The organism is Adhaeribacter aerolatus (genome assembly GCF_007991635.1).
GTDB lineage: Bacteria > Bacteroidota > Bacteroidia > Cytophagales > Hymenobacteraceae > Adhaeribacter > Adhaeribacter aerolatus.
On the sequence record NZ_BJYS01000001.1, the window covers coordinates 142,123 to 159,595 of the forward strand.

At 43.7% G+C, this 17,473-nt stretch carries 14 protein-coding genes and 2 tRNA genes; 5 read left to right on the forward strand and 11 right to left on the reverse strand.

Features of this window, described 5'->3' with window-relative positions:
- Positions 1–313: 313 nt before the first annotated feature.
- From AAE02nite_RS00680 to AAE02nite_RS00700, 5 genes are all read right to left on the reverse strand, one after another.
- Positions 314–1,693, reverse strand: a complete 1,380-nt coding sequence (locus tag AAE02nite_RS00680; RefSeq protein WP_174761888.1) for a NarK family nitrate/nitrite MFS transporter — start codon at positions 1,691–1,693, stop codon at positions 314–316.
- Positions 1,694–1,724: 31 nt separating this feature from the next.
- Entirely contained in the window at positions 1,725–2,096 is a 372-nt protein-coding gene (nirD, locus tag AAE02nite_RS00685; RefSeq protein WP_146894512.1) for a nitrite reductase small subunit NirD, read from the reverse strand.
- Between the two features lie 96 nt (positions 2,097–2,192).
- Positions 2,193–4,703 (reverse strand): nitrite reductase large subunit NirB, encoded by a 2,511-nt coding sequence (nirB, locus tag AAE02nite_RS00690; protein WP_146894513.1) that lies wholly within the window; start codon positions 4,701–4,703, stop codon positions 2,193–2,195.
- A gap of 752 nt (positions 4,704–5,455) precedes the next feature.
- Positions 5,456–6,364, reverse strand: a complete 909-nt coding sequence (locus tag AAE02nite_RS00695) for a PfkB family carbohydrate kinase (protein WP_146894514.1) — start codon at positions 6,362–6,364, stop codon at positions 5,456–5,458.
- Between the two features lie 166 nt (positions 6,365–6,530).
- Entirely contained in the window at positions 6,531–7,895 is a 1,365-nt protein-coding gene (locus tag AAE02nite_RS00700) for an alginate export family protein (protein ID WP_146894515.1), read from the reverse strand.
- A 484-nt stretch (positions 7,896–8,379) separates the two neighbouring features.
- Here AAE02nite_RS00700 and AAE02nite_RS00705 point away from each other — a divergent pair, with 484 nt between their 5' ends.
- Together AAE02nite_RS00705 and AAE02nite_RS00710 are read left to right on the forward strand one after the other, a co-directional pair.
- Complete coding sequence (locus tag AAE02nite_RS00705) at positions 8,380–9,858, forward strand: ATP-binding protein (RefSeq protein WP_146894516.1); 1,479 nt, start codon at positions 8,380–8,382, stop codon at positions 9,856–9,858.
- Positions 9,851–10,501 carry a response regulator transcription factor gene (locus tag AAE02nite_RS00710; protein WP_174761890.1) on the forward strand — a complete coding sequence of 217 codons (651 nt, stop codon included), beginning with the start codon at positions 9,851–9,853 and terminating at the stop codon, positions 10,499–10,501. The genes AAE02nite_RS00705 and AAE02nite_RS00710 overlap by 8 nt, the downstream gene beginning before the upstream one ends.
- A gap of 200 nt (positions 10,502–10,701) precedes the next feature.
- On the opposite strand, the gene AAE02nite_RS00715 is transcribed toward AAE02nite_RS00710, so the two are convergent.
- The 5 genes from AAE02nite_RS00715 to AAE02nite_RS00735 form a co-directional block, all read right to left on the reverse strand.
- Positions 10,702–11,190, reverse strand: a complete 489-nt coding sequence (locus tag AAE02nite_RS00715) for a DUF6644 family protein (protein ID WP_146894517.1) — start codon at positions 11,188–11,190, stop codon at positions 10,702–10,704.
- 2 nt (positions 11,191–11,192) lie between these two features.
- Positions 11,193–11,549, reverse strand: a complete 357-nt coding sequence (locus tag AAE02nite_RS00720) for a DUF6152 family protein (RefSeq protein WP_146894518.1) — start codon at positions 11,547–11,549, stop codon at positions 11,193–11,195.
- A 427-nt stretch (positions 11,550–11,976) separates the two neighbouring features.
- A complete protein-coding gene (locus AAE02nite_RS00725; protein ID WP_146894519.1) occupies positions 11,977–12,675 on the reverse strand; it encodes a TIGR04283 family arsenosugar biosynthesis glycosyltransferase in 699 nt (232 codons plus the stop codon).
- A 183-nt stretch (positions 12,676–12,858) separates the two neighbouring features.
- The gene (locus tag AAE02nite_RS00730) at positions 12,859–13,812 is read right to left on the reverse strand and encodes a metallophosphoesterase (RefSeq protein ID WP_146894520.1); all 954 of its coding nucleotides are present in this window, start codon (positions 13,810–13,812) and stop codon (positions 12,859–12,861) included.
- A gap of 160 nt (positions 13,813–13,972) precedes the next feature.
- Positions 13,973–14,047, reverse strand: a tRNA-Ile gene (locus tag AAE02nite_RS00735).
- A gap of 139 nt (positions 14,048–14,186) precedes the next feature.
- Here AAE02nite_RS00735 and AAE02nite_RS00740 point away from each other — a divergent pair.
- Positions 14,187–15,329: a Fic family protein gene (locus AAE02nite_RS00740; RefSeq protein WP_146894521.1), complete on the forward strand. Its 1,143-nt coding sequence runs from the start codon at positions 14,187–14,189 to the stop codon at positions 15,327–15,329.
- A gap of 97 nt (positions 15,330–15,426) precedes the next feature.
- Here AAE02nite_RS00740 and AAE02nite_RS00745 read toward each other — a convergent pair.
- Positions 15,427–15,500 (reverse strand) — tRNA-Ile (locus AAE02nite_RS00745).
- A gap of 106 nt (positions 15,501–15,606) precedes the next feature.
- Here AAE02nite_RS00745 and AAE02nite_RS00750 point away from each other — a divergent pair.
- The gene (locus tag AAE02nite_RS00750; RefSeq protein ID WP_146894760.1) at positions 15,607–16,236 is read left to right on the forward strand and encodes an HAD family hydrolase; all 630 of its coding nucleotides are present in this window, start codon (positions 15,607–15,609) and stop codon (positions 16,234–16,236) included.
- On the forward strand, positions 16,226–17,365 hold the full coding sequence (locus AAE02nite_RS00755; protein ID WP_146894522.1) for a site-2 protease family protein: 1,140 nt from the start codon (positions 16,226–16,228) through the stop codon (positions 17,363–17,365). Before AAE02nite_RS00750 ends, AAE02nite_RS00755 begins: the two co-directional genes overlap by 11 nt.
- The last annotated feature ends 108 nt before the right edge of the window (positions 17,366–17,473 follow it).

Consider the following 17,473-nt stretch of genomic DNA (forward strand, 5'->3'; position numbering starts at 1 on the left):
GCCCAAACTGCTGTCGTTTGTTTGAAGCTACTGCTTGTCTAATTTTAACTTTTCTTTTTCTATCAAGAGAAAATATCGAACTTCCTCTTTTCAACCTTTTCCAAGGAAGGGCGCTAAAATACCCCGCAATGGAATAGCAGTGGCGGGTGCAACAGCAACGCTTCACTGTTCGAGCGGTCAGCGAGTTTGAAGCGTCTTGATTCTTTTGCTTACTTTTCTCATCAAGGAGAAAAGTAAGTGCCCGCCGCACAGGCGAAAGCTAGAACAAAGAAAGACTTCAACTACTGGCAAAAACCATTAGCAAATCCGCTTCTTATATTTCTGCTAAAGCCGGCTTCAACTTACCTTCCGTAACCGGAATCCCCCCCAGCGAAGCATCCATTTCAGATTGGGCTTCAGCCTCATGGGCTTTAGAGAATTTCACTAAAAATGAGGTAAACGAAACGGCTATCACCACACAACCTATAATAAAGAGCGCATCGCTGTAGGTTAAATTTTCTTCTTTTAATAAAAACCCGGCTAACACGGCCCCTACGTTACCGCCCGCACCTACAATACCCGAAACTGTGCCAATGGCCTTTTTATTGATGAATGGTACCACTGAATAAGTAGCGCCTTCTGACATTTTAACGAACAAGCTAAAGAACAGCATGGTGGCGATAGCAATGGGCAGCACGGTCATCTGGGAGAATAAAAGGAGCGTAACACCTTCCATGAACAAGGCGAAAGCCAGGAACAGCACGCGGCCTCTTAAACCGTAGCGGATACCAAATTTGTCGCCGAAGTAACCACCCAGGGTGCGGGCGAAAATATTCATCATGCCAAACAGACCGGCAATTAATCCAGCCGTTTCCAGGCTCAGCTTAAACTTATCGAAGTAATAAATGGCGGCAATATTATCGATGGTAATTTCAATACCGAAACAGGCGCCGTAGATTAAGAACAGCATCCACACCCGGATGTCTTTGCAGGCTTTCCAGAAAGCGCCTTTGGCTTCGGCGGCTTTCATGCGGTATTCCGGATCGGATTTTTTCAGGTCGGCCACGTTACCTTCGGGTGTATCCTGGGTAAATTTGTAATAAACAATACCCATCAAAAACAGCATCACGCCGGGTACCACCATGGCATAGCGCCAGGCACTGGCTTCTACAAAACCAAACCCAACTAATCCGGCAAAAATCAACGGCATTACTATTTGGGTAACGCCGCCGCCCATATTTCCCCAACCGGCGGTAGTAGCATTAGCCGTGCCCACCACATTAGGACCGAACATCATGGAGGTGTGGAATTGTGTTACCACGAAAGAGGCGCCGATAATACCAATGGCCAACCGGAACAGCAGGAATGATTCGTAACTATTGCTCAGGCCGATGAACATTACCGGCAGTGAACCTAAAATTAAAATATAAGTGTAGGTAACCCGGGGACCAAATTTATCGCAGAGCCAGCCAATTAACAGGCGGGCAAATATGGTAATAGTTACCGACGAAATTACAATATTACCAATCTGGGATTTGGTCAAGGCTAATTCTTCCCGGATAATGGGCATGAGCGGCGCTACGCCAAACCAGCCAAAAAAACATAAAAAGAAGGCAAACCAGGTAACATGAAACGTGCGCATGTGCGGCGTTGCCAGACTAAAAAGGTTAATACGGGAGGCCTTGCCTACTTTAGGAGTTGAAACTGCTTTCATCTTTTACTTTTAAGCTGTGGTTGCTGATTATTTATTCTGTTATCCCGATGTACACGAAGCCATCTTCTACTTTCACGGGGTACGTCTGAATCTCGTAGCATTCGCCGTTCAGGTTTTCGCCGGTTAGCAGGGAGAAGGTTTTTTTGTGGAACGGGCAGGCTACTTTAGGCTCGCCGCACTGGTCGCCTACGAGGCCGCGGGCTAATATCATTTGCTGCTTGTGGGGACACATATTCTGGCAGGCGTACCATTCGTTGCGGCGGGTAAAGTTAAAAACCGCAATCTGCTGGTTCTGGTATTTTACACAAGCGCCACCGTCTGCGGGGAAAGCACTTACTTCGGCCGCTTTAAACCAATAGGTAACTTCTGAAGAGCGGGTATCGGGGTTTTGTGTGCTTAACATAGCTGTATTTATTTTTATTTCTGATTTTTCAGGAAAAAGCCAGCCCGGGGTGGCCTTTCCGGCCACCAAATTCAGGCTTAAAGAATTTTATATAGTTTAGATTACCGGCACTTTCTGTCCGCGCTCGGGTCGGAAATTAATAGATGGGTCTGGTTCGGGGGTATTGACAAAGTGCTGGAAACGCTTGCGTAATTCGGGGTTGTTTACCACTTCTTTCCACTCGCAGGCGTAGGTATCCACCATAAATTCCATTTCGCGTTCCAGGTCGGCACAAATACCCAAAGAGTCTTCGATAATTACCTGCCGCAAATATTCAATACCACCTTCCATTTTATTTAACCAGGTAGCGGTGCGGTTCAGCGGTTCGGCCGTTTTGATGTAGAACATCAGGAACCGGTCTAAATAACGAAGGCAGGTTTCGGTGTCGAGGTCGGTGGCGAAAAGTTGCGCGTGCTGCGGTTTGGCGCCGCCATTGCCGCAGATGTACAGGTTCCAGCCTTTTTCGGTGGCAATAATACCAAAGTCTTTTGATTGCGCTTCGGCGCATTCGCGTACACAACCCGATACGCCGCCTTTTAATTTATGAGGCGACCGCAGGCCCCGGTACCGTTCTTCTATTTGAATCGCAAAACCTACCGAATCGTGCAAACCGTAGCGGCACCAGGTAGAACCAACGCAGCTTTTTACGGTACGCAAGCTTTTGCCGTAGGCATGGCCGCTCTCGAAACCGGCGTTTACCAGTTCTTCCCAGATATCGGGCAGCTGATCTACCCGTGCACCAAACATATCGATGCGCTGGCCGCCGGTTATTTTGGTATACAGGCCGTATTTAGCTGCTACCTGGCCAATCACAATCAGCTTTTCTGGGGTAATTTCGCCGCCGGCAATCCGGGGAACAACCGAATAGGTACCACCTTTCTGAATGTTAGCCAGGTAACGGTCGTTGGTATCCTGGATGGTAGCTTGTTTTAAGATAAGTTCGTTCCAGGTGCTCGCCAGAATGGAAGCTACGGCTGGTTTACAAATTTCGCAGCCATCACCTTTGCCATGGTGACTGATTAACTCATCAAAAGTGCGGATATTATTAACTTTTACGATGTCCAGAATTTCGTGGCGGGAATACTGGAAGTGCTCGCACAAAACCTGCTTCACTTCCTGGCCCATTTCTTTCAGGGTGGCATTGAGTAAATCGCCCAGCATGGGTACACAGCCACCGCAACTGGTACCGGCTTTTGTACATTTTTTAATACTGGCTACATCGCAAAGTTTTTCATCTTTAATAGAATTGCAGATAGTGCCCTTGCTTACGCCTTCGCAGGAGCAAATAGTAGCTTCTTCGGGTAAGCTCAACACACCGGCTCCGGCAGACTCACTGCCGCCGCCCCGGCTGCCCAGGATTAAATCTTCGGCATCTGGTGGTACAATAATCCGGTTTTGTACTGTTTGCAGCAGCATGTTGTAGTTAGCCGCTTCGCCTACTAAAATACCACCCAGCAAATATTTGCCGTCTTCCGAAATATTAATGCGCTTGTAAATACCTTTAATCCGATCTTCGAAAACAATGGTGCGGGCATTCGGCTCCGAGATAAAAGGATCTCCAAAGCTGGCTACATCTACCCCAATTAGTTTTAGTTTGGTAGACATATCGAAACCTTTAAAGGTTTTTTCACCGCCCACCAGGTTAGTTACCACCGTTTCGGCCATATCATAGCCGGGGGCTACTAGTCCGTAAATCATGCCGCCGTGCAAAGCACTTTCGCCAATGGCATATATATCGGGATCAGAGGTTTGCAATGCATCGTTTACCAGAATACCACCCCGCGGACCTACCGACAGACCGGCTTTAACGGCTAACTCATCGCGCGGCTTAATACCCGCCGATACAATTATCATATCAACGTCCAGCTCACTGCCGTCCGCAAAAGTCATTTTACGTACGCCGGGCTCACCCAGAATAGCAGTTGTACTTTTATTTAAATGAATGCTGATGCCCAGGTTTTCCAGTTTTTTCTTCAGCATATCGGAGCCGAACTCATCTAACTGCCGCGGCATTAACCGGGAAGCAAATTCTATTACGTGCGTAGTCAGTCCCATATCCATCGCCGCTTTAGCTGCTTCCAGGCCCAGTAAACCACCGCCAATTACAGCGGCTGTTCTGGCTTTGGGTGCATATTCCAGCATGGCATCCAGGTCTTCGATGGTGCGGTAAACAAACACGCCTTCTTTTTCTACGCCGTTAATGGGTGGTACAAAGGCGCTGGAACCAGTTGCCAGGATTAATTTATCGTAGCTAATGGCTAAACCTTTATGCGTCGTAATTAATTTGCTGGTAGCATCAATGCCGGTAACCAGCTCGCCTAAATGCAGATTAATATTATTCTCTTCGTACCACGAAACGGGAGCCATGGTTAATTCTTCGGCGGTGGTGCCGGAAAAATAAGCGCTTAAGTGTACCCGGTCGTAAGCTGGACGGGGTTCTTCCCCGAAAACTGTTATCTGGTAAGCACCAGGCTGGGCTTTTGCTACTAACTTTTCGCAAAACTTATAGCCGACCATGCCATTGCCTATTACTACTATACGCTGCGGATGTGCTGGAGAACTGCTCATAGGTTTTAAGTCTTAAAAAATAATTATAAAATGAACCTTTAATTATTGCCTTAACAGGAGTTGCCGCTCCTGCTAAGGATGTATCTTATAAATTCAGGCTTTACTTTTCATTTTAGTAGAGTTTTCAGCCAAACAGGTTTACTTTTGAACCTCTTTTATTTAAAAACCTATTCTTTTATTGATAAGCGCCTCTATTTTTAACCTTTTGTTGAGTAAAAATACTCAAATCCTCTATACATGGCTATTTTTTTAACTACTTTTTTATAAAATTTATGTTTTTCTATAAAATTGCCTCTTAAAACAGGGTATTATTTTAAATATTTCAGATTTTGAACAAGTTTATTAGGAACCTGGTATTACAATTTTTCCTAATTTCCTGGCAAAAGTGTTCTAATGCTGCCATCTTAAACTCGGTAGCACCTAATTTTTATACCTTTTTGTATTAAATCAGGCGCAAAAAGAACATAATAACCTATATTTGGCCATTGTTATTAATCTGGGTAGCTTAATTTTTCGAAACTGGTTGAACAATAGTATCCCGAACCGGATATTCTAAGATTAGAATAATATCCAGAACCAATCAATAGTCCGGGAATATCCAGACAGCATTACCTATAAAAAACTATGAGTAGAATTACTCAAGTTTTATAGAACAAAATATTCTGGGTTCATACTATAGAAAAAGCTTTAACAACAAAAAAGCCTGCCGATTACGAATCAGCAGGCTTTCGCTTTTTTACTTATATTATTTTCTAGAAACGCACCAAATCGGCAAACATCTGTACCCGGGCGTCTATCTCTTCTTGACTTAAATTAACTAATCGCTCGGTACCGAATTTTTCTACGCAAAACGAAGCCATAGCCGAACCATGTATAACGGCGCTCTTCATGTTGTTAAAGCTTACATCTCCAGCCTTGGCTAAATAACCAATGAAACCACCGGCAAAAGTATCGCCGGCTCCGGTTGGGTCAAATACATCTTCCAGCGGCAGCGCTGGGGCATAAAATATTTCGTTCTGGCCGAAAAGTAAAGCACCGTGCTCGCCTTTTTTAATAATTAAATATTTAGGGCCCATTGCCATAATCTTCCGGGCGGCTTTCACCAGCGAATATTCGCCGGATAACTGGCGGGCTTCTTCGTCGTTAATAGACAGCACATCTACCAGCGCAATGGTTTTTACCAACTCATCGTAAGCAATATCCATCCAGAAATTCATGGTATCCATTACAATCAGTTTCGGGCGGTTTTGCAGTCGCTCGATTACGGTGCGCTGCACCTGAGGAGCCAGGTTACCCAGCATCAGGTACTCGCAGTTCTGGTAAGCCTCCGGAATAATCGGGTCGAAATCGCCTAACACATTCAGCTCAGTGACTAGCGTTTCGCGGCTGTTCATGTCGTTGAAGTACCGCCCGGACCAGAAAAAAGATTTTTCGTTTTCTTTAATCTGCAAACCGGCAGTATCAACCCCGTGCTCCTGAAATAATTCGATATCGGACTTTAGAAAATCACCGCCCACCACTGCAACCAGGTTCACCGGCTTCACAAAGTACGACGATGATAAAGAAATATAGGAAGCCGCGCCGCCTACAATTTTATCGGTTTTACCAAAAGGCGTTTCCAGGGCATCGAAAGCTACCGACCCAATTACTATTAAGCTCATTTTATAGATTTATCTTTAGAATACAAGAGATTAAACAAGGGGCAAAAATAAGATTTTAATTTATACTTCTGCTTAAGCCTTCGTTTAGGCCTGATAAAATTCCAATAGAAACTCCGTAAAAAGAAAGCAAAAGCCCAAACCAAGTTAATCCGTAAGGTTAAAGCTTTTATTTAGAGAGAAAAGTTGGTTTGATGTTAATCATCAGGTAAGCCCAATCAGCTTGCAAATCAGGATTAGAAACGTTCTTTACCGCTGAGGAAGCCAGGGTAGAAGTAGCAAAGAAATGGGAATAGCCGGCTTCCAGATTTATCATTTTGGTTAAGCCGTAGTTTACCACCAAATCGAGTTCAGTACCAAAGTTGCGGTCCAGGCTTATGCGGTCGTTGTTTACTACATTATTAGAAGCCACAAACTGGTGCGCATCCAGGTTCATCACCAGGTTATCTTTTAATTTATAGCGGGATTTTAGGTAGTAGTTGATTAAGCCGTTTTTGCCAAAGCCATCGGCTACGTAAAAGTAATCCATGTTGCCCCAGAACTTATGCGGCGTACCGTAAAGCGGATCGAACTGCCGGTTAGTGGCATTAGGCGTAACGCGGTTATTGCCGGAAGTATAATCAATGCCGGGCCCAATGCTTAGCTGCGGCGAAACCGCGTACATGGCCGCTGCGGAAACCAGGTGCGAACGCAGTTTGCCGCCGTTTTTATCTTTGCCGCTTTGCAGGTAAGCGCTGCCGGTAAAGCTAATTTTTGGCGAAAGATTGGTAGCTACATAAAATCCGGAAGTAACCCGGCTCCAGGTACCTTTATCCAGCACCCGTACGGTGCTATCTAGGTGGTATTTATTAAAGTCATCTTTCAGAACCAGAAAAGATGCACTGCCTTTACCAAATTTACGACCAACGTACAGAAACTGCATCGACTTATATAAGGAACCAATGCCATTGGTACCCGCAGTGTAACCCGTAGGTATACCATTATAGATAGTACTGGCTTTGCGCTCCTGGTTTTGGTTATAAGCTACGCCCAAATGCCCCATCCAGCCCTGGTGTTCCAGTTTGAGCAAGGCTAAATCGTGGCGACGGCCTTGTTGCAGCCAGTCCAGGTTACCCAACAGGCGCGAGTCATCGTAAACCAGTTCCTGCCGACCTATTTTTAAAGAGAGATTTTCAATGGCTGCGGTAGTATCCAACAGCATTATTTCGCCCCAGGCTTCGTGCATCATTAGGCCATCATTGGCATCCGGCGTAACGCGGTTAATGGTAGAGGCATCCTGTCCCCAAACCCGTACATCCTGAATAGCGGTGAAAAGTTTGAAGCGGTAACCCGCGTAACCTACATTTAAGCGGGTGCGCTGGGAGGTAAAAAAAGCGGGTGCCGCCTCTTTGGTGGTTAGGGTGCCCTGCCCGTCGCGCAACTCCGAACGGGTACGTACCTGCCCCGAAATGGTAAACTGCGCCAAGGCAAAATTACTACTCAACAGCCCCAGCATTAGCGCGCCGAAAAGTTGATTCCGTAACTTTTTTTTCATAAGTTTGAATAGTTTTAAGTTAGAAATAATTTAAAATGAACCTTTAATTATTGCCCTGGAAGAGTTGCCGCTCTTCCAGGGTTTTTTATTGCTGTTTTGTTAAGCTTCCGAAAAATTTATACTTATTCCTCACTTACCTACCTATTAATTAAATAACTCCCTTTAATAATATTTTATTAAATCAGGTATTTACTTAATATTTTAACCTAGACTCTGAGTAATTATACTTAATTCATCAATACACACCTAAATTTTTAAGAGTTATTTTACAAATTTAGTTTTTTATTGTAAAAAATACCTTATTTGAAAGGCTTGTTTGCGAAATAATCAACTTTAAAGTACTTTTATTAAATACTTAAAAAGTAACAATCCTATAAATTTATAATAGTTACTTAGTTAAGATTACGCTGCTTATTTCACTATAGCTTTAACCTAAACCAAAAACCAATTACCGCCACCAAATCGCTGCCTCTAAACGCTTTTTATGAATTTATCCGCTGACCCACAGATTGCCCGTAAAATTACCCGCCTGTATTTGCTGGCTCTCACGGCAGTGGCATTATTATCGGTAGGTGGGCAATATTTGGTGCAGCGTTCGCTGGAGAGTCAATCTTCCGATTCGCGGGTGGTAAATATTGCGGGCCGGCAGCGCATGCTTAGCCAGAAAATAACCAAAACGGTTTTGTTGCTGCAGGAGCAACCCGACAGCTTGCTACTAGCTACTTACCTGGCCGATTTGGATGAGGCGCTGGATTTGTGGCAGAAAAGCCATAAAGGTTTGCAAAGCGGTTATCTGGCATATATTCAAACACCGGTAAACAACAGCGATTCTACCCGTGCTATGTTTGCGGCCATTAATCCGCTTTTTGGAGCTATCTATAATAATGCCACTGCTGTAAGTAAATATTTTCATCAGCAGGGAGACAATATTCCAGTACCAGCGGACATCCGAAACAACATCCGGATAATTCTTGCCAACGAGCGAACTTACCTGCAAGGCATGAACCAGATTGTTTTTCAGTACGATGCCGAAGCCAAAAGGCGGGTAAACGCCTCGCAGCAAATTGAGCTTATACTATTATTATGTACGCTGATTATTCTGGTACTCGAAGGCTTGTTTATTTTCCGGCCGGCTGTGCGGCAAATTCAGCGAACCATTGGGTTGCTCATCGATTCGGAACAACGCACCCACCGGGTAAACGAAGAACTGGTTGGGGTAAATAAATCGCTGGAAGAAACCCGCGAAGCCTTACTGCGGGCCACCGACGAAAAATACCGCCAGCAAATAAACGAGCAGAAAATGCGGTCGGCGTATTTGATTGAAGGTCAGGAGGAAGAACGCAAGCGGGTAGCTTTAGAAATTCACGACGGCCTGGGCCAGATGCTGACGGCACTAAAATTTGGCATTGAGAAAATTGGCGACTCGGTAAACAGTACCGTAACCGCGCAGCAAAACCTGGATGAACTCCGCGGTCTGGTGAGCCAGGCTATTTCGGAAGCCCGCACTATTTCGTTTAATTTAATGCCGGCCGTACTAAACGACTTTGGCATTTCGTCGGCTTTAAAATTACTAACCTCCCAAGTAGCCTCCAATGCCGGCATTAACGTTACGTTTAATACCAACTGGAACGGCAAAAGATTAACCCGCAACCTCGAAATTGGGCTGTACCGGGTAAGCCAGGAAGCCCTTAACAACGCAATAAAATACGCCGAAGCTACCGATATCACCGTCGAGCTCTGGCATAAAAAGAAATATATTCACCTAACCATCCTGGACAACGGGCGCGGCTTTAGTCCCCAGAAATTATCCACCCGTTCGCGCAAAACCGGTCCCTCGCACGGCATCAGCAATATGAAAGAACGCGTTTACATTATTAACGGCGATATAAACATAAATTCCAAACCCGGACAGGGCACCCAGATATACGTAAAAGTACCTTTACTCCCAACCGAACATGCATAAAATAAAAGTAATCTTAGCCGACGACCACACCATAGTGCGCAACGGCATTCGGTCTTTACTCGAAGGCCTTACTGATGTAGAAATTATTGGCGAAGCCCAAAATGGTGCCGAAGCCATTAGTAAAGTGCAGGAACTGGCTCCTGATGTATTAATGATTGATATTGCCATGCCAGTAATGAACGGCATTGAAGCTACCGCCCAGCTCAACAAACTGCATAAAAGCACCAAATGCCTGATGCTATCGATGCACAACAACGAAGATTATATTCTAAAATCGGTGGAGGCCGGGGCTTACGGCTATTTATTAAAAGATACTACCCGCGACGAAATGCTGCGGGCCATCCGGACGGTTGCGGGCGGCGAAAAATATTACAGCCCTTCGGTATCCAATATTATTATTAGTTCCTACCTGCAAAAAGTAAAACTGCCCGAAACAGCGCTGCCGCCAAAAAAGAAGCTGAGCAAACAGGAAAAAGCCATCTTAAAATTTATTGTGGAAGGCTCGAACAGCCGCGAAATTGCCGAAAAGCTAAACCTCAGCGTACGCACCATCGACAACCACCGGGCCAGCATGATGAAACGCCTGAGCGTAAAAAATGCCGTTGAACTGGTTCGTAAAGCTTTGGAAGAGAAATTGGTTTAGGTTTTGTTATGAGTACTTCATAATATCAAATAACAGTTGCGTAGTCGGCATGACCATAAATAAAGTAAAGCACCTACTTGCATGTAGGAGCGCCAGGCAAACGTCCTCAACTAGCAGCTATTTTGGAGCCTATTTATTAGTATTATAGGGCAGACGCAAGAAGCTCTACAGTAGGATTAACAAAGTAGGATTAACAAAGGTTAATAAGCCAGCCAGCGGCCACAAACAATAACCCCTACCCACAATAGAATAGAGAAAACAGCGGCAAATTTTGCGCCTTTAGGAGAAACATTATCTGAATTCCAGACCGAAACCGATGGTAAAGTATATTGGTGAAATACCAGTGCATTCAGTCCGGCTAAAAGCAGCAAAGTCATTTTAAACCAAAAGGTCAGGTCGTAACCCAAAACCGAGGCATCGGTTATGAAAAGCAACATACCCGAGGGTATCACTAGCAGTAAGCCTCTTCTGGACCAGGTTAACAAATGGTTTGCCAGTGCCTTAACGGGTAGTTCCCAGGTATACCCCAGCAGCCGCAAATCAAACATAAAGGCTGCACCTACCAACAAGACAATACCTACCAGGTGTACTACTTCCAGCGCCGGATAGAGCCATGCTGATTGCCGGATGGTAACCGCCCAGATGCTATTTTCCAGCCATTGGAGCAAATCAGCGTAGCGAACCGACATGCTTACCGGCGCATTTGATATTCTTTGCCTTGAATAAATATTGTTTCGGCCCGCATTTCATCTTTTACTTCCCGGTGCGGATACCCAATTACCCGGATAGTAGTACCCTTTTGCAACATAGCAGCGGTAACCCCTCTTTCCTGCATACGGCTGGTGGGCGCCAGCACTACGGTCCAGGTTTTATCTTTAAAATTTACTTTAGCAGTAGCATGGGGATTCTCGTAGGTGGCTTGCTGAATAACGCCCGTGTAATCGAGACGCTTCTCCTGGTCATAATTAGCCCAGCCATGATGAAAGAAGGTAAAAGCGGTGCTTACGAAAAAGAGAAACAACAGAACAAATAGCTTTATTGAATTCATAACAAATAGTATTTAGTACAACCTCTTCATTACTAACGCAACAGCTTTCAATTTTATATCTACAACGCGCTTAAACTTTAAAGGTTAAAAACATCAACAACCTAAAAGCTTTTGAAAATTAAAATAAATTCGAGGGGTACTGGCAATTCCAAAACAACTTAGTTTACGCCCATTCCTGTGGTTTTTAGTAATATTTTTAGATTAAGACCAATTTTAATAGTATCTGTAAAGACAAACATTTACTCAAACAACCTTATAGTATAGCTATTTCCGGGTTCTCTTGGTAGCTTATGATATAATCAAAAATAAAGATTTACTCTTTCAAGCATCCAAAGTATCGTTGGTAGCAATTTTACAAGAAACAGGGGCTGCACTCATCCCCGGATAAAATGGGAATACCAAGGAAACCAGTAAGTTTACCTGTTTATTATAGTTTATCTTGCCGGATGAGTTTACGGTAGGTACTTTCAAGTTTAGTTTGAGAAAGACCCAGGTTATATAAAATATAAACCAGAAAGAATATTGCCTGGGTTTTATAGATGCCATTCTCCAGATATTTCCGGGCTGAAGTTATAACCGGCCTTTTTATAACTTTAAAAGAACCTATTTGGCTGAGTTGTTTAATAATATGCTGATCTTCCAGCACCAGGTGTTTTTCGCAGAAGCCTCCTACTGCCAAAAATTTATCTTTTGCTAAGAACAAACTTTGATCGCCGAAGCGGAATGCATTCAGATTGAACCGGGTAAACCAGCAATTTGCCTTCAGAAACCAATGTGGATAGTCAAAAGCCAACCTGAAACAGCCCGCACTGGTACCTTGGTTAAACAATGCAACTATCTCCTGGGTAAAACCCGGTGGCGGAATAGTATCGGCGTGCAGGAAATAAAGAATATGCTGGGTGGCCAGTGCGGCGCCGTAGTTCATTTGGGCCGCCCGTCCTTTCTTCGGACAAATAACGACTTTTGCTCCTTCGGATTTTGCCCAATCAATTGTATTGTCCTGGCTATTCGCATCTACCACAATAACCTCTGCAATTAAACCGGCAATATCGTTGTTTCTTAAAGCTTTTAAGGTGGCTTTAATATGACTTTCTTCCTGGTAGGTCGGAATAATTACACTAATCATACAGCAACAAGTTGAAACCCAAAGCAGCCACTCTATTTATTTAACTTCGACCTGGCTTTAAATTATTGATACGGCGACGGAGCGTAAAAAATCTAAGCGGCAAACCACTTAATCGGCCTAGTACCCCAACTCTTCTCCCTGCTTGGAAGATTCGCCTGCAAAGTTCAATATTATTTAAGCTGTCTAATTCCCGTCTACCCAAAATTCGCTGAAACGAAACAGATTTTTACTTTTAGGATCAATGTCTATTTTAACGCCGTGCATATCGTATTCACCAAAAACCATTACAGAAGTAAAATTGGTTAAGAGTTTGCCACTGGCATTTACCAGTGGTTTCTCAATTAAAAAACGGTGGTAATCGCCGTACACGAGTAAGACCGGGCGTTTAAATTTTTCTACCCGATCGCGTAATTTCTGAACTATTTTAAAATGGCCGGAGGCTTTATCGCCTTTAAAGTTCATGGCGGCTTGGGTAAACAGAACCACCCCTTTGTGTTTTTTTCTATCTGCTTCGTCAAAAATATAATCCAGCCAATCCAGGTTGGCTGCGTCACGCTCGTAAAATTCCTGGTTTTTATCCGGGTCCGATTGCAGGTTGTTATTGCTGCCAACTACATGAATGGTACCAAAACTAATTTTAGCATGTTCCCAGTACTGGTTTTCTACAAACTTCTCAAAACCCTTGCGATTGCTTTGGTTAAAGGTCGGCAATGGTTTTTTACCCAACGATTGGCGGCCATCGTAAAATACACTTCTTAGTTTTTGCAACCGTTCTACTGTATTATAATTACCGCTCGCCGGCCGGTAACAATCAGTCCAGTCATTATCGCCGGGCGTAAAAATAAGCGGACCTTTAAACTGCATAAACATACTTTTAATCAGTTCGAAGTAGGCATCGCTGCAATCGGAATAGCCATTTTTGATATCGCCCACGTGCACCGCCAAGTAAGGATTAGCCTGGTTTACCGCAGCCGTTAATTTTTTAAAACGCTCAAAATCTGCCGGTACATGGTAGGGCATATCGCCAAAAGCAATTATGGAAAAGCGCTTTTGCGCCTGCACCTGAAGAAAACTTACATAAAATAATAAGGATAAAAGAAATTTTAATTTAGAAAAATGTAAAGGTTGCAAAATCATAACACAATTAATTTACCCGTGTGGCTTAAATTTTTCCTTTAATTTACTTTAGACCGGTGCCAATCAGGAGTTGTTACCTAAAAACAAATATAAGCTGAAGCTTCTGAATAGACATTGCTGAACGGTTTTAACATAGATTTTTCTTAAAGTCAAATGCGGTGGACCCCACTTGGAATTGAACCAAGCACCCACTGATTATGAGTCAGTTGCTCTAACCAGAATAAACTATAGGCTCGTTAAAGAGAATTTAACTGTATAATTTAGCTTCTCTAATTATGTATCTGAAAGTAAACTATAAATTATGTTAGTTTACTCAAGGGTACTAAAGTAAACTAACATAATTTATAGTTTACTTTGTAGCAGAAAATAATCTCATGAGCATACAGCTTGAAAAATATAAAGCCGGACATTGGCAGCCAGCGACTGGCTATAAATACTTTATGCCGGCCAAGATAAACGATCAATGGCAATGGAACGATGCGCAGCTAAATACTTTACTGGAAAAAGCATCAATCCGATTAGGAGAGCTTAACTCTTATGCCCGTCTGGTACCCAACATAGATTTATTCATTTCGCTGCACGTTACCAAAGAAGCCGTAGTATCAAGCCGGATTGAGGGTACACAGACCAATATTGCCGAAGCGATGTTGCCTGAAGAAGAAATTACTCCCAAAAGACGAAACGATTGGAAAGAAGTTAATAATTATACGAATGCTCTAAATGAGGCCATAAAAGGCTTAGAAAAATTACCGTTGTCTTCCCGGTTACTGAAGCAGGCGCATCAGAGACTATTAAGTGGTGTAAGAGGCGAACATAAATTACCTGGGGAATTCCGTAGTAGCCAAAATTGGATAGGTGGTAGCGGCCCCGCCGATGCGATTTTTGTTCCGCCAGCCCACCCTCATGTAGATGCGCTAATCGGCGATTTAGAAAATTTTCTGCATAACGATCAAATTAACGTTCCATCTCTTATTCGCATTGCTATTGCCCATTATCAATTCGAAACTATCCACCCATTTTTGGACGGCAACGGACGAATAGGCCGTTTACTCATAACCTTGTTTCTGGTAGATCAAGCCATTCTGCATCAGCCGCTTTTATACTTATCGACTTACTTCGAAAAAAACAAATCTCATTATTATGATAACCTTACCCGAGTCCGGGAGAAAAACGATATGCTGCACTGGCTCAAATACTTTCTTATTGGTGTAGAAAGAACGGCACAAGAGGCGGTAGATACGCTTTCAAAAATCATTAAGTTAAAACAAGACCTCGAGAACAACATACATCAGCATTGGGGAAAGCGCACCCAGTCGGCGCTGAAATTACTTTTGCGGTTATTTGTGCAACCAATAGTAACGGTAAAAGATGTACAAGGCATCTGCCAGCTTAGCAAAAAATCGGCCGGCGAATTAACAGAAAGCTTCCAGAAGTCAGGAACGCTGGTAGAACAAACAGGACAGAGCCGCAACCGAATTTACTACTTTGTGCCTTATTTAGATTTATTTAAGGGCTAATGCTAACATAAGGCAAATGAGCCTTAATATTAGTTAAATGGCAGGTAAATAAAAAAGCACTTACCGAATTGCTTCATGTAAGTGCTTGATTATGAAGTGGGCCCACTTGGAATCGAACCAAGCACCTACTGATTATGAGTCAGTTGCTCTAACCGAATGAGCTATAGGCCCGTCAAAAAGAATTTCTGTTCTCTTTGATTTTGGAGGTGCAATTTTACATATTTGCACCGCATTTTCCAAACAAATACTTAACCTTTTTAGAATAAATTTGACTCCTATGCTACTGGACGGCATTAAAAATATTATTTTCGATTTAGGCGGCGTTATTATTAATATACGGTTTCAGTTAGCGCTGGATGCCTTTCAGAAACTAAGTAAAAGCGGTAAGGTGCTGGAGTTTACCCAACAACAGCAATCGGCTTTGTTCGATGCCTACGAAACCGGCCGTATTTCGGATACTGAATTCCGCGATGGCCTGCGGCAACATTACGAGATAGAAGCCACCGACGAAGAAATAGATGCCGCCTGGAATGCTTTGCTCCTGGATATACCGAAAGAGCGGATTGCCCTGTTGCGGGAACTCGGTAAAAAATACCGTTTGTTTTTGCTGAGTAACACCAATGCCATTCACCTGGTAAAATTCACCCAGCTTGTAGCCGATAAGTTTACTATTCCGAGCCTCGACGCGCTGTTCGAGAAAACGTATTATTCGCACCTGATAGGGCAACGCAAGCCCGATGCCATCGTATTTGAGCAGATACTGGCCCAGAATAATTTACAGGCAGCCGAAACACTTTTTGTCGACGACAGCATCCAACACATCGAGGGGGCGAAAACCGTAGGATTACACACGTTGTTTCTGGCGCCTCCCCTTACCATAAACGAGGCTTTTAAAGATGCTTTATAAAAAAGCAAAGGGGTACGCCCTGCATATTTTTTTATTTTTACTAACCTTACTTACCACTACCATTGCCGGGGCCGAATGGCTTTACGGGCGATCCATTTTTGGGCTTAATGAGGAATATAGCCTGGTTCAGGGAATAGACTGGCAACGGCTACAAGGCGGCTTGCTTTTTTCTTTGCCGTTCCTGTTTGTGCTGACCTGCCATGAGTTTGGTCATTATTTTACGGCGCGGTATTACAAAATACGGGTAACGCTGCCTTATTACATTCCAATCTGGCTGGGTTTTACGTCTACTATTGGTACCATGGGGGCATTTATCCGGATTAAAGACCGGATATTTTCGAAGAAAGAGTTTTTTGATGTGGGCATTGCCGGTCCGCTGGCCGGGTTTGTGGTGGCTTTGCCGCTGCTGTATTACGGCTTTACCCATTTGCCCGAGCCCGAATATATATTCCAGATTCACCCGGATTACAAGCAATATGGTTTAGACTACCCTAAATACGTGTATCAGAATACCCTAGGCACGATTACTTTGGGCGACAACCTGTTATTCCTGTTTTTTGAAAATTATGTAGCCGATCCACGGCTTTTGCCAAACCAGTACGAGATAATTCATTACCCTTTACTGTTCGCCGGCTACTTATCTTTATTTTTCACTGCACTTAATTTGTTACCCATTGGGCAGTTGGATGGAGGCCATATTCTGTACGGTTTAATCGGGTACCGCAATTTCAACCGGTTATCTCCGGTTCTGTTTTTTGTTTTTATTTTCTATGCCGGGCTCGGCATTTTATCACCCTATGTACCCATGGAAACAGCCCAGTGGCTTTACCCGGCTTATGCCTTTTACCTTTTCCTGGTATTTCAGCGTACGGTGCCGCATGTAAAGTATGCTTTTATGCAGATGGGGGTAGTTATGGCCGTGCAGTTTGGCCTGGCCTGGCTGTTCCCAGATTTACACGGTTATCCGGGGTGGCTATTATTCGGACTCCTACTATCGCGGTTTTTAGGAATATTTCACCCACCGGCACCCGATGAGCGGCCTCTTTCAACGGGCCGGAAAGTTCTAGGCTGTGTAGCTCTATTGATTTTTATTTTGTGCTTCTCACCTACCCCTTTAGTAATCAGGTAAAGGTTTGTTATAAGCTGAATCAAAGTAATTATTCCAGCAGCAAAGACGGTAATAGTATCAGTTTTATCAGCAATTAAAGATAAAAAAGAACACTTATACGCTGCTTTA

Excerpts from the sequence above, each read along its gene's own strand:
- AAE02nite_RS00680 (WP_174761888.1), bottom strand. The coding sequence starts at position 1,693 with ATGAAAGCAGTTTCAACTCCTAAAGTAGGCAAGGCCTCCCGTATTAAC.
- nirD (WP_146894512.1), bottom strand. The coding sequence starts at position 2,096 with ATGTTAAGCACACAAAACCCCGATACCCGCTCTTCAGAAGTTACCTAT.
- nirB (WP_146894513.1), bottom strand. The coding sequence starts at position 4,703 with ATGAGCAGTTCTCCAGCACATCCGCAGCGTATAGTAGTAATAGGCAAT.
- AAE02nite_RS00695 (WP_146894514.1), bottom strand. The coding sequence starts at position 6,364 with ATGAGCTTAATAGTAATTGGGTCGGTAGCTTTCGATGCCCTGGAAACG.
- AAE02nite_RS00700 (WP_146894515.1), bottom strand. The coding sequence starts at position 7,895 with ATGAAAAAAAAGTTACGGAATCAACTTTTCGGCGCGCTAATGCTGGGG.
- AAE02nite_RS00705 (WP_146894516.1), top strand. The coding sequence starts at position 8,380 with ATGAATTTATCCGCTGACCCACAGATTGCCCGTAAAATTACCCGCCTG.
- AAE02nite_RS00710 (WP_174761890.1), top strand. The coding sequence starts at position 9,851 with ATGCATAAAATAAAAGTAATCTTAGCCGACGACCACACCATAGTGCGC.
- AAE02nite_RS00715 (WP_146894517.1), bottom strand. The coding sequence starts at position 11,190 with ATGTCGGTTCGCTACGCTGATTTGCTCCAATGGCTGGAAAATAGCATC.
- AAE02nite_RS00720 (WP_146894518.1), bottom strand. The coding sequence starts at position 11,549 with ATGAATTCAATAAAGCTATTTGTTCTGTTGTTTCTCTTTTTCGTAAGC.
- AAE02nite_RS00725 (WP_146894519.1), bottom strand. The coding sequence starts at position 12,675 with ATGATTAGTGTAATTATTCCGACCTACCAGGAAGAAAGTCATATTAAA.
- AAE02nite_RS00730 (WP_146894520.1), bottom strand. The coding sequence starts at position 13,812 with ATGATTTTGCAACCTTTACATTTTTCTAAATTAAAATTTCTTTTATCC.
- AAE02nite_RS00740 (WP_146894521.1), top strand. The coding sequence starts at position 14,187 with ATGAGCATACAGCTTGAAAAATATAAAGCCGGACATTGGCAGCCAGCG.
- AAE02nite_RS00750 (WP_146894760.1), top strand. The coding sequence starts at position 15,607 with ATGCTACTGGACGGCATTAAAAATATTATTTTCGATTTAGGCGGCGTT.
- AAE02nite_RS00755 (WP_146894522.1), top strand. The coding sequence starts at position 16,226 with ATGCTTTATAAAAAAGCAAAGGGGTACGCCCTGCATATTTTTTTATTT.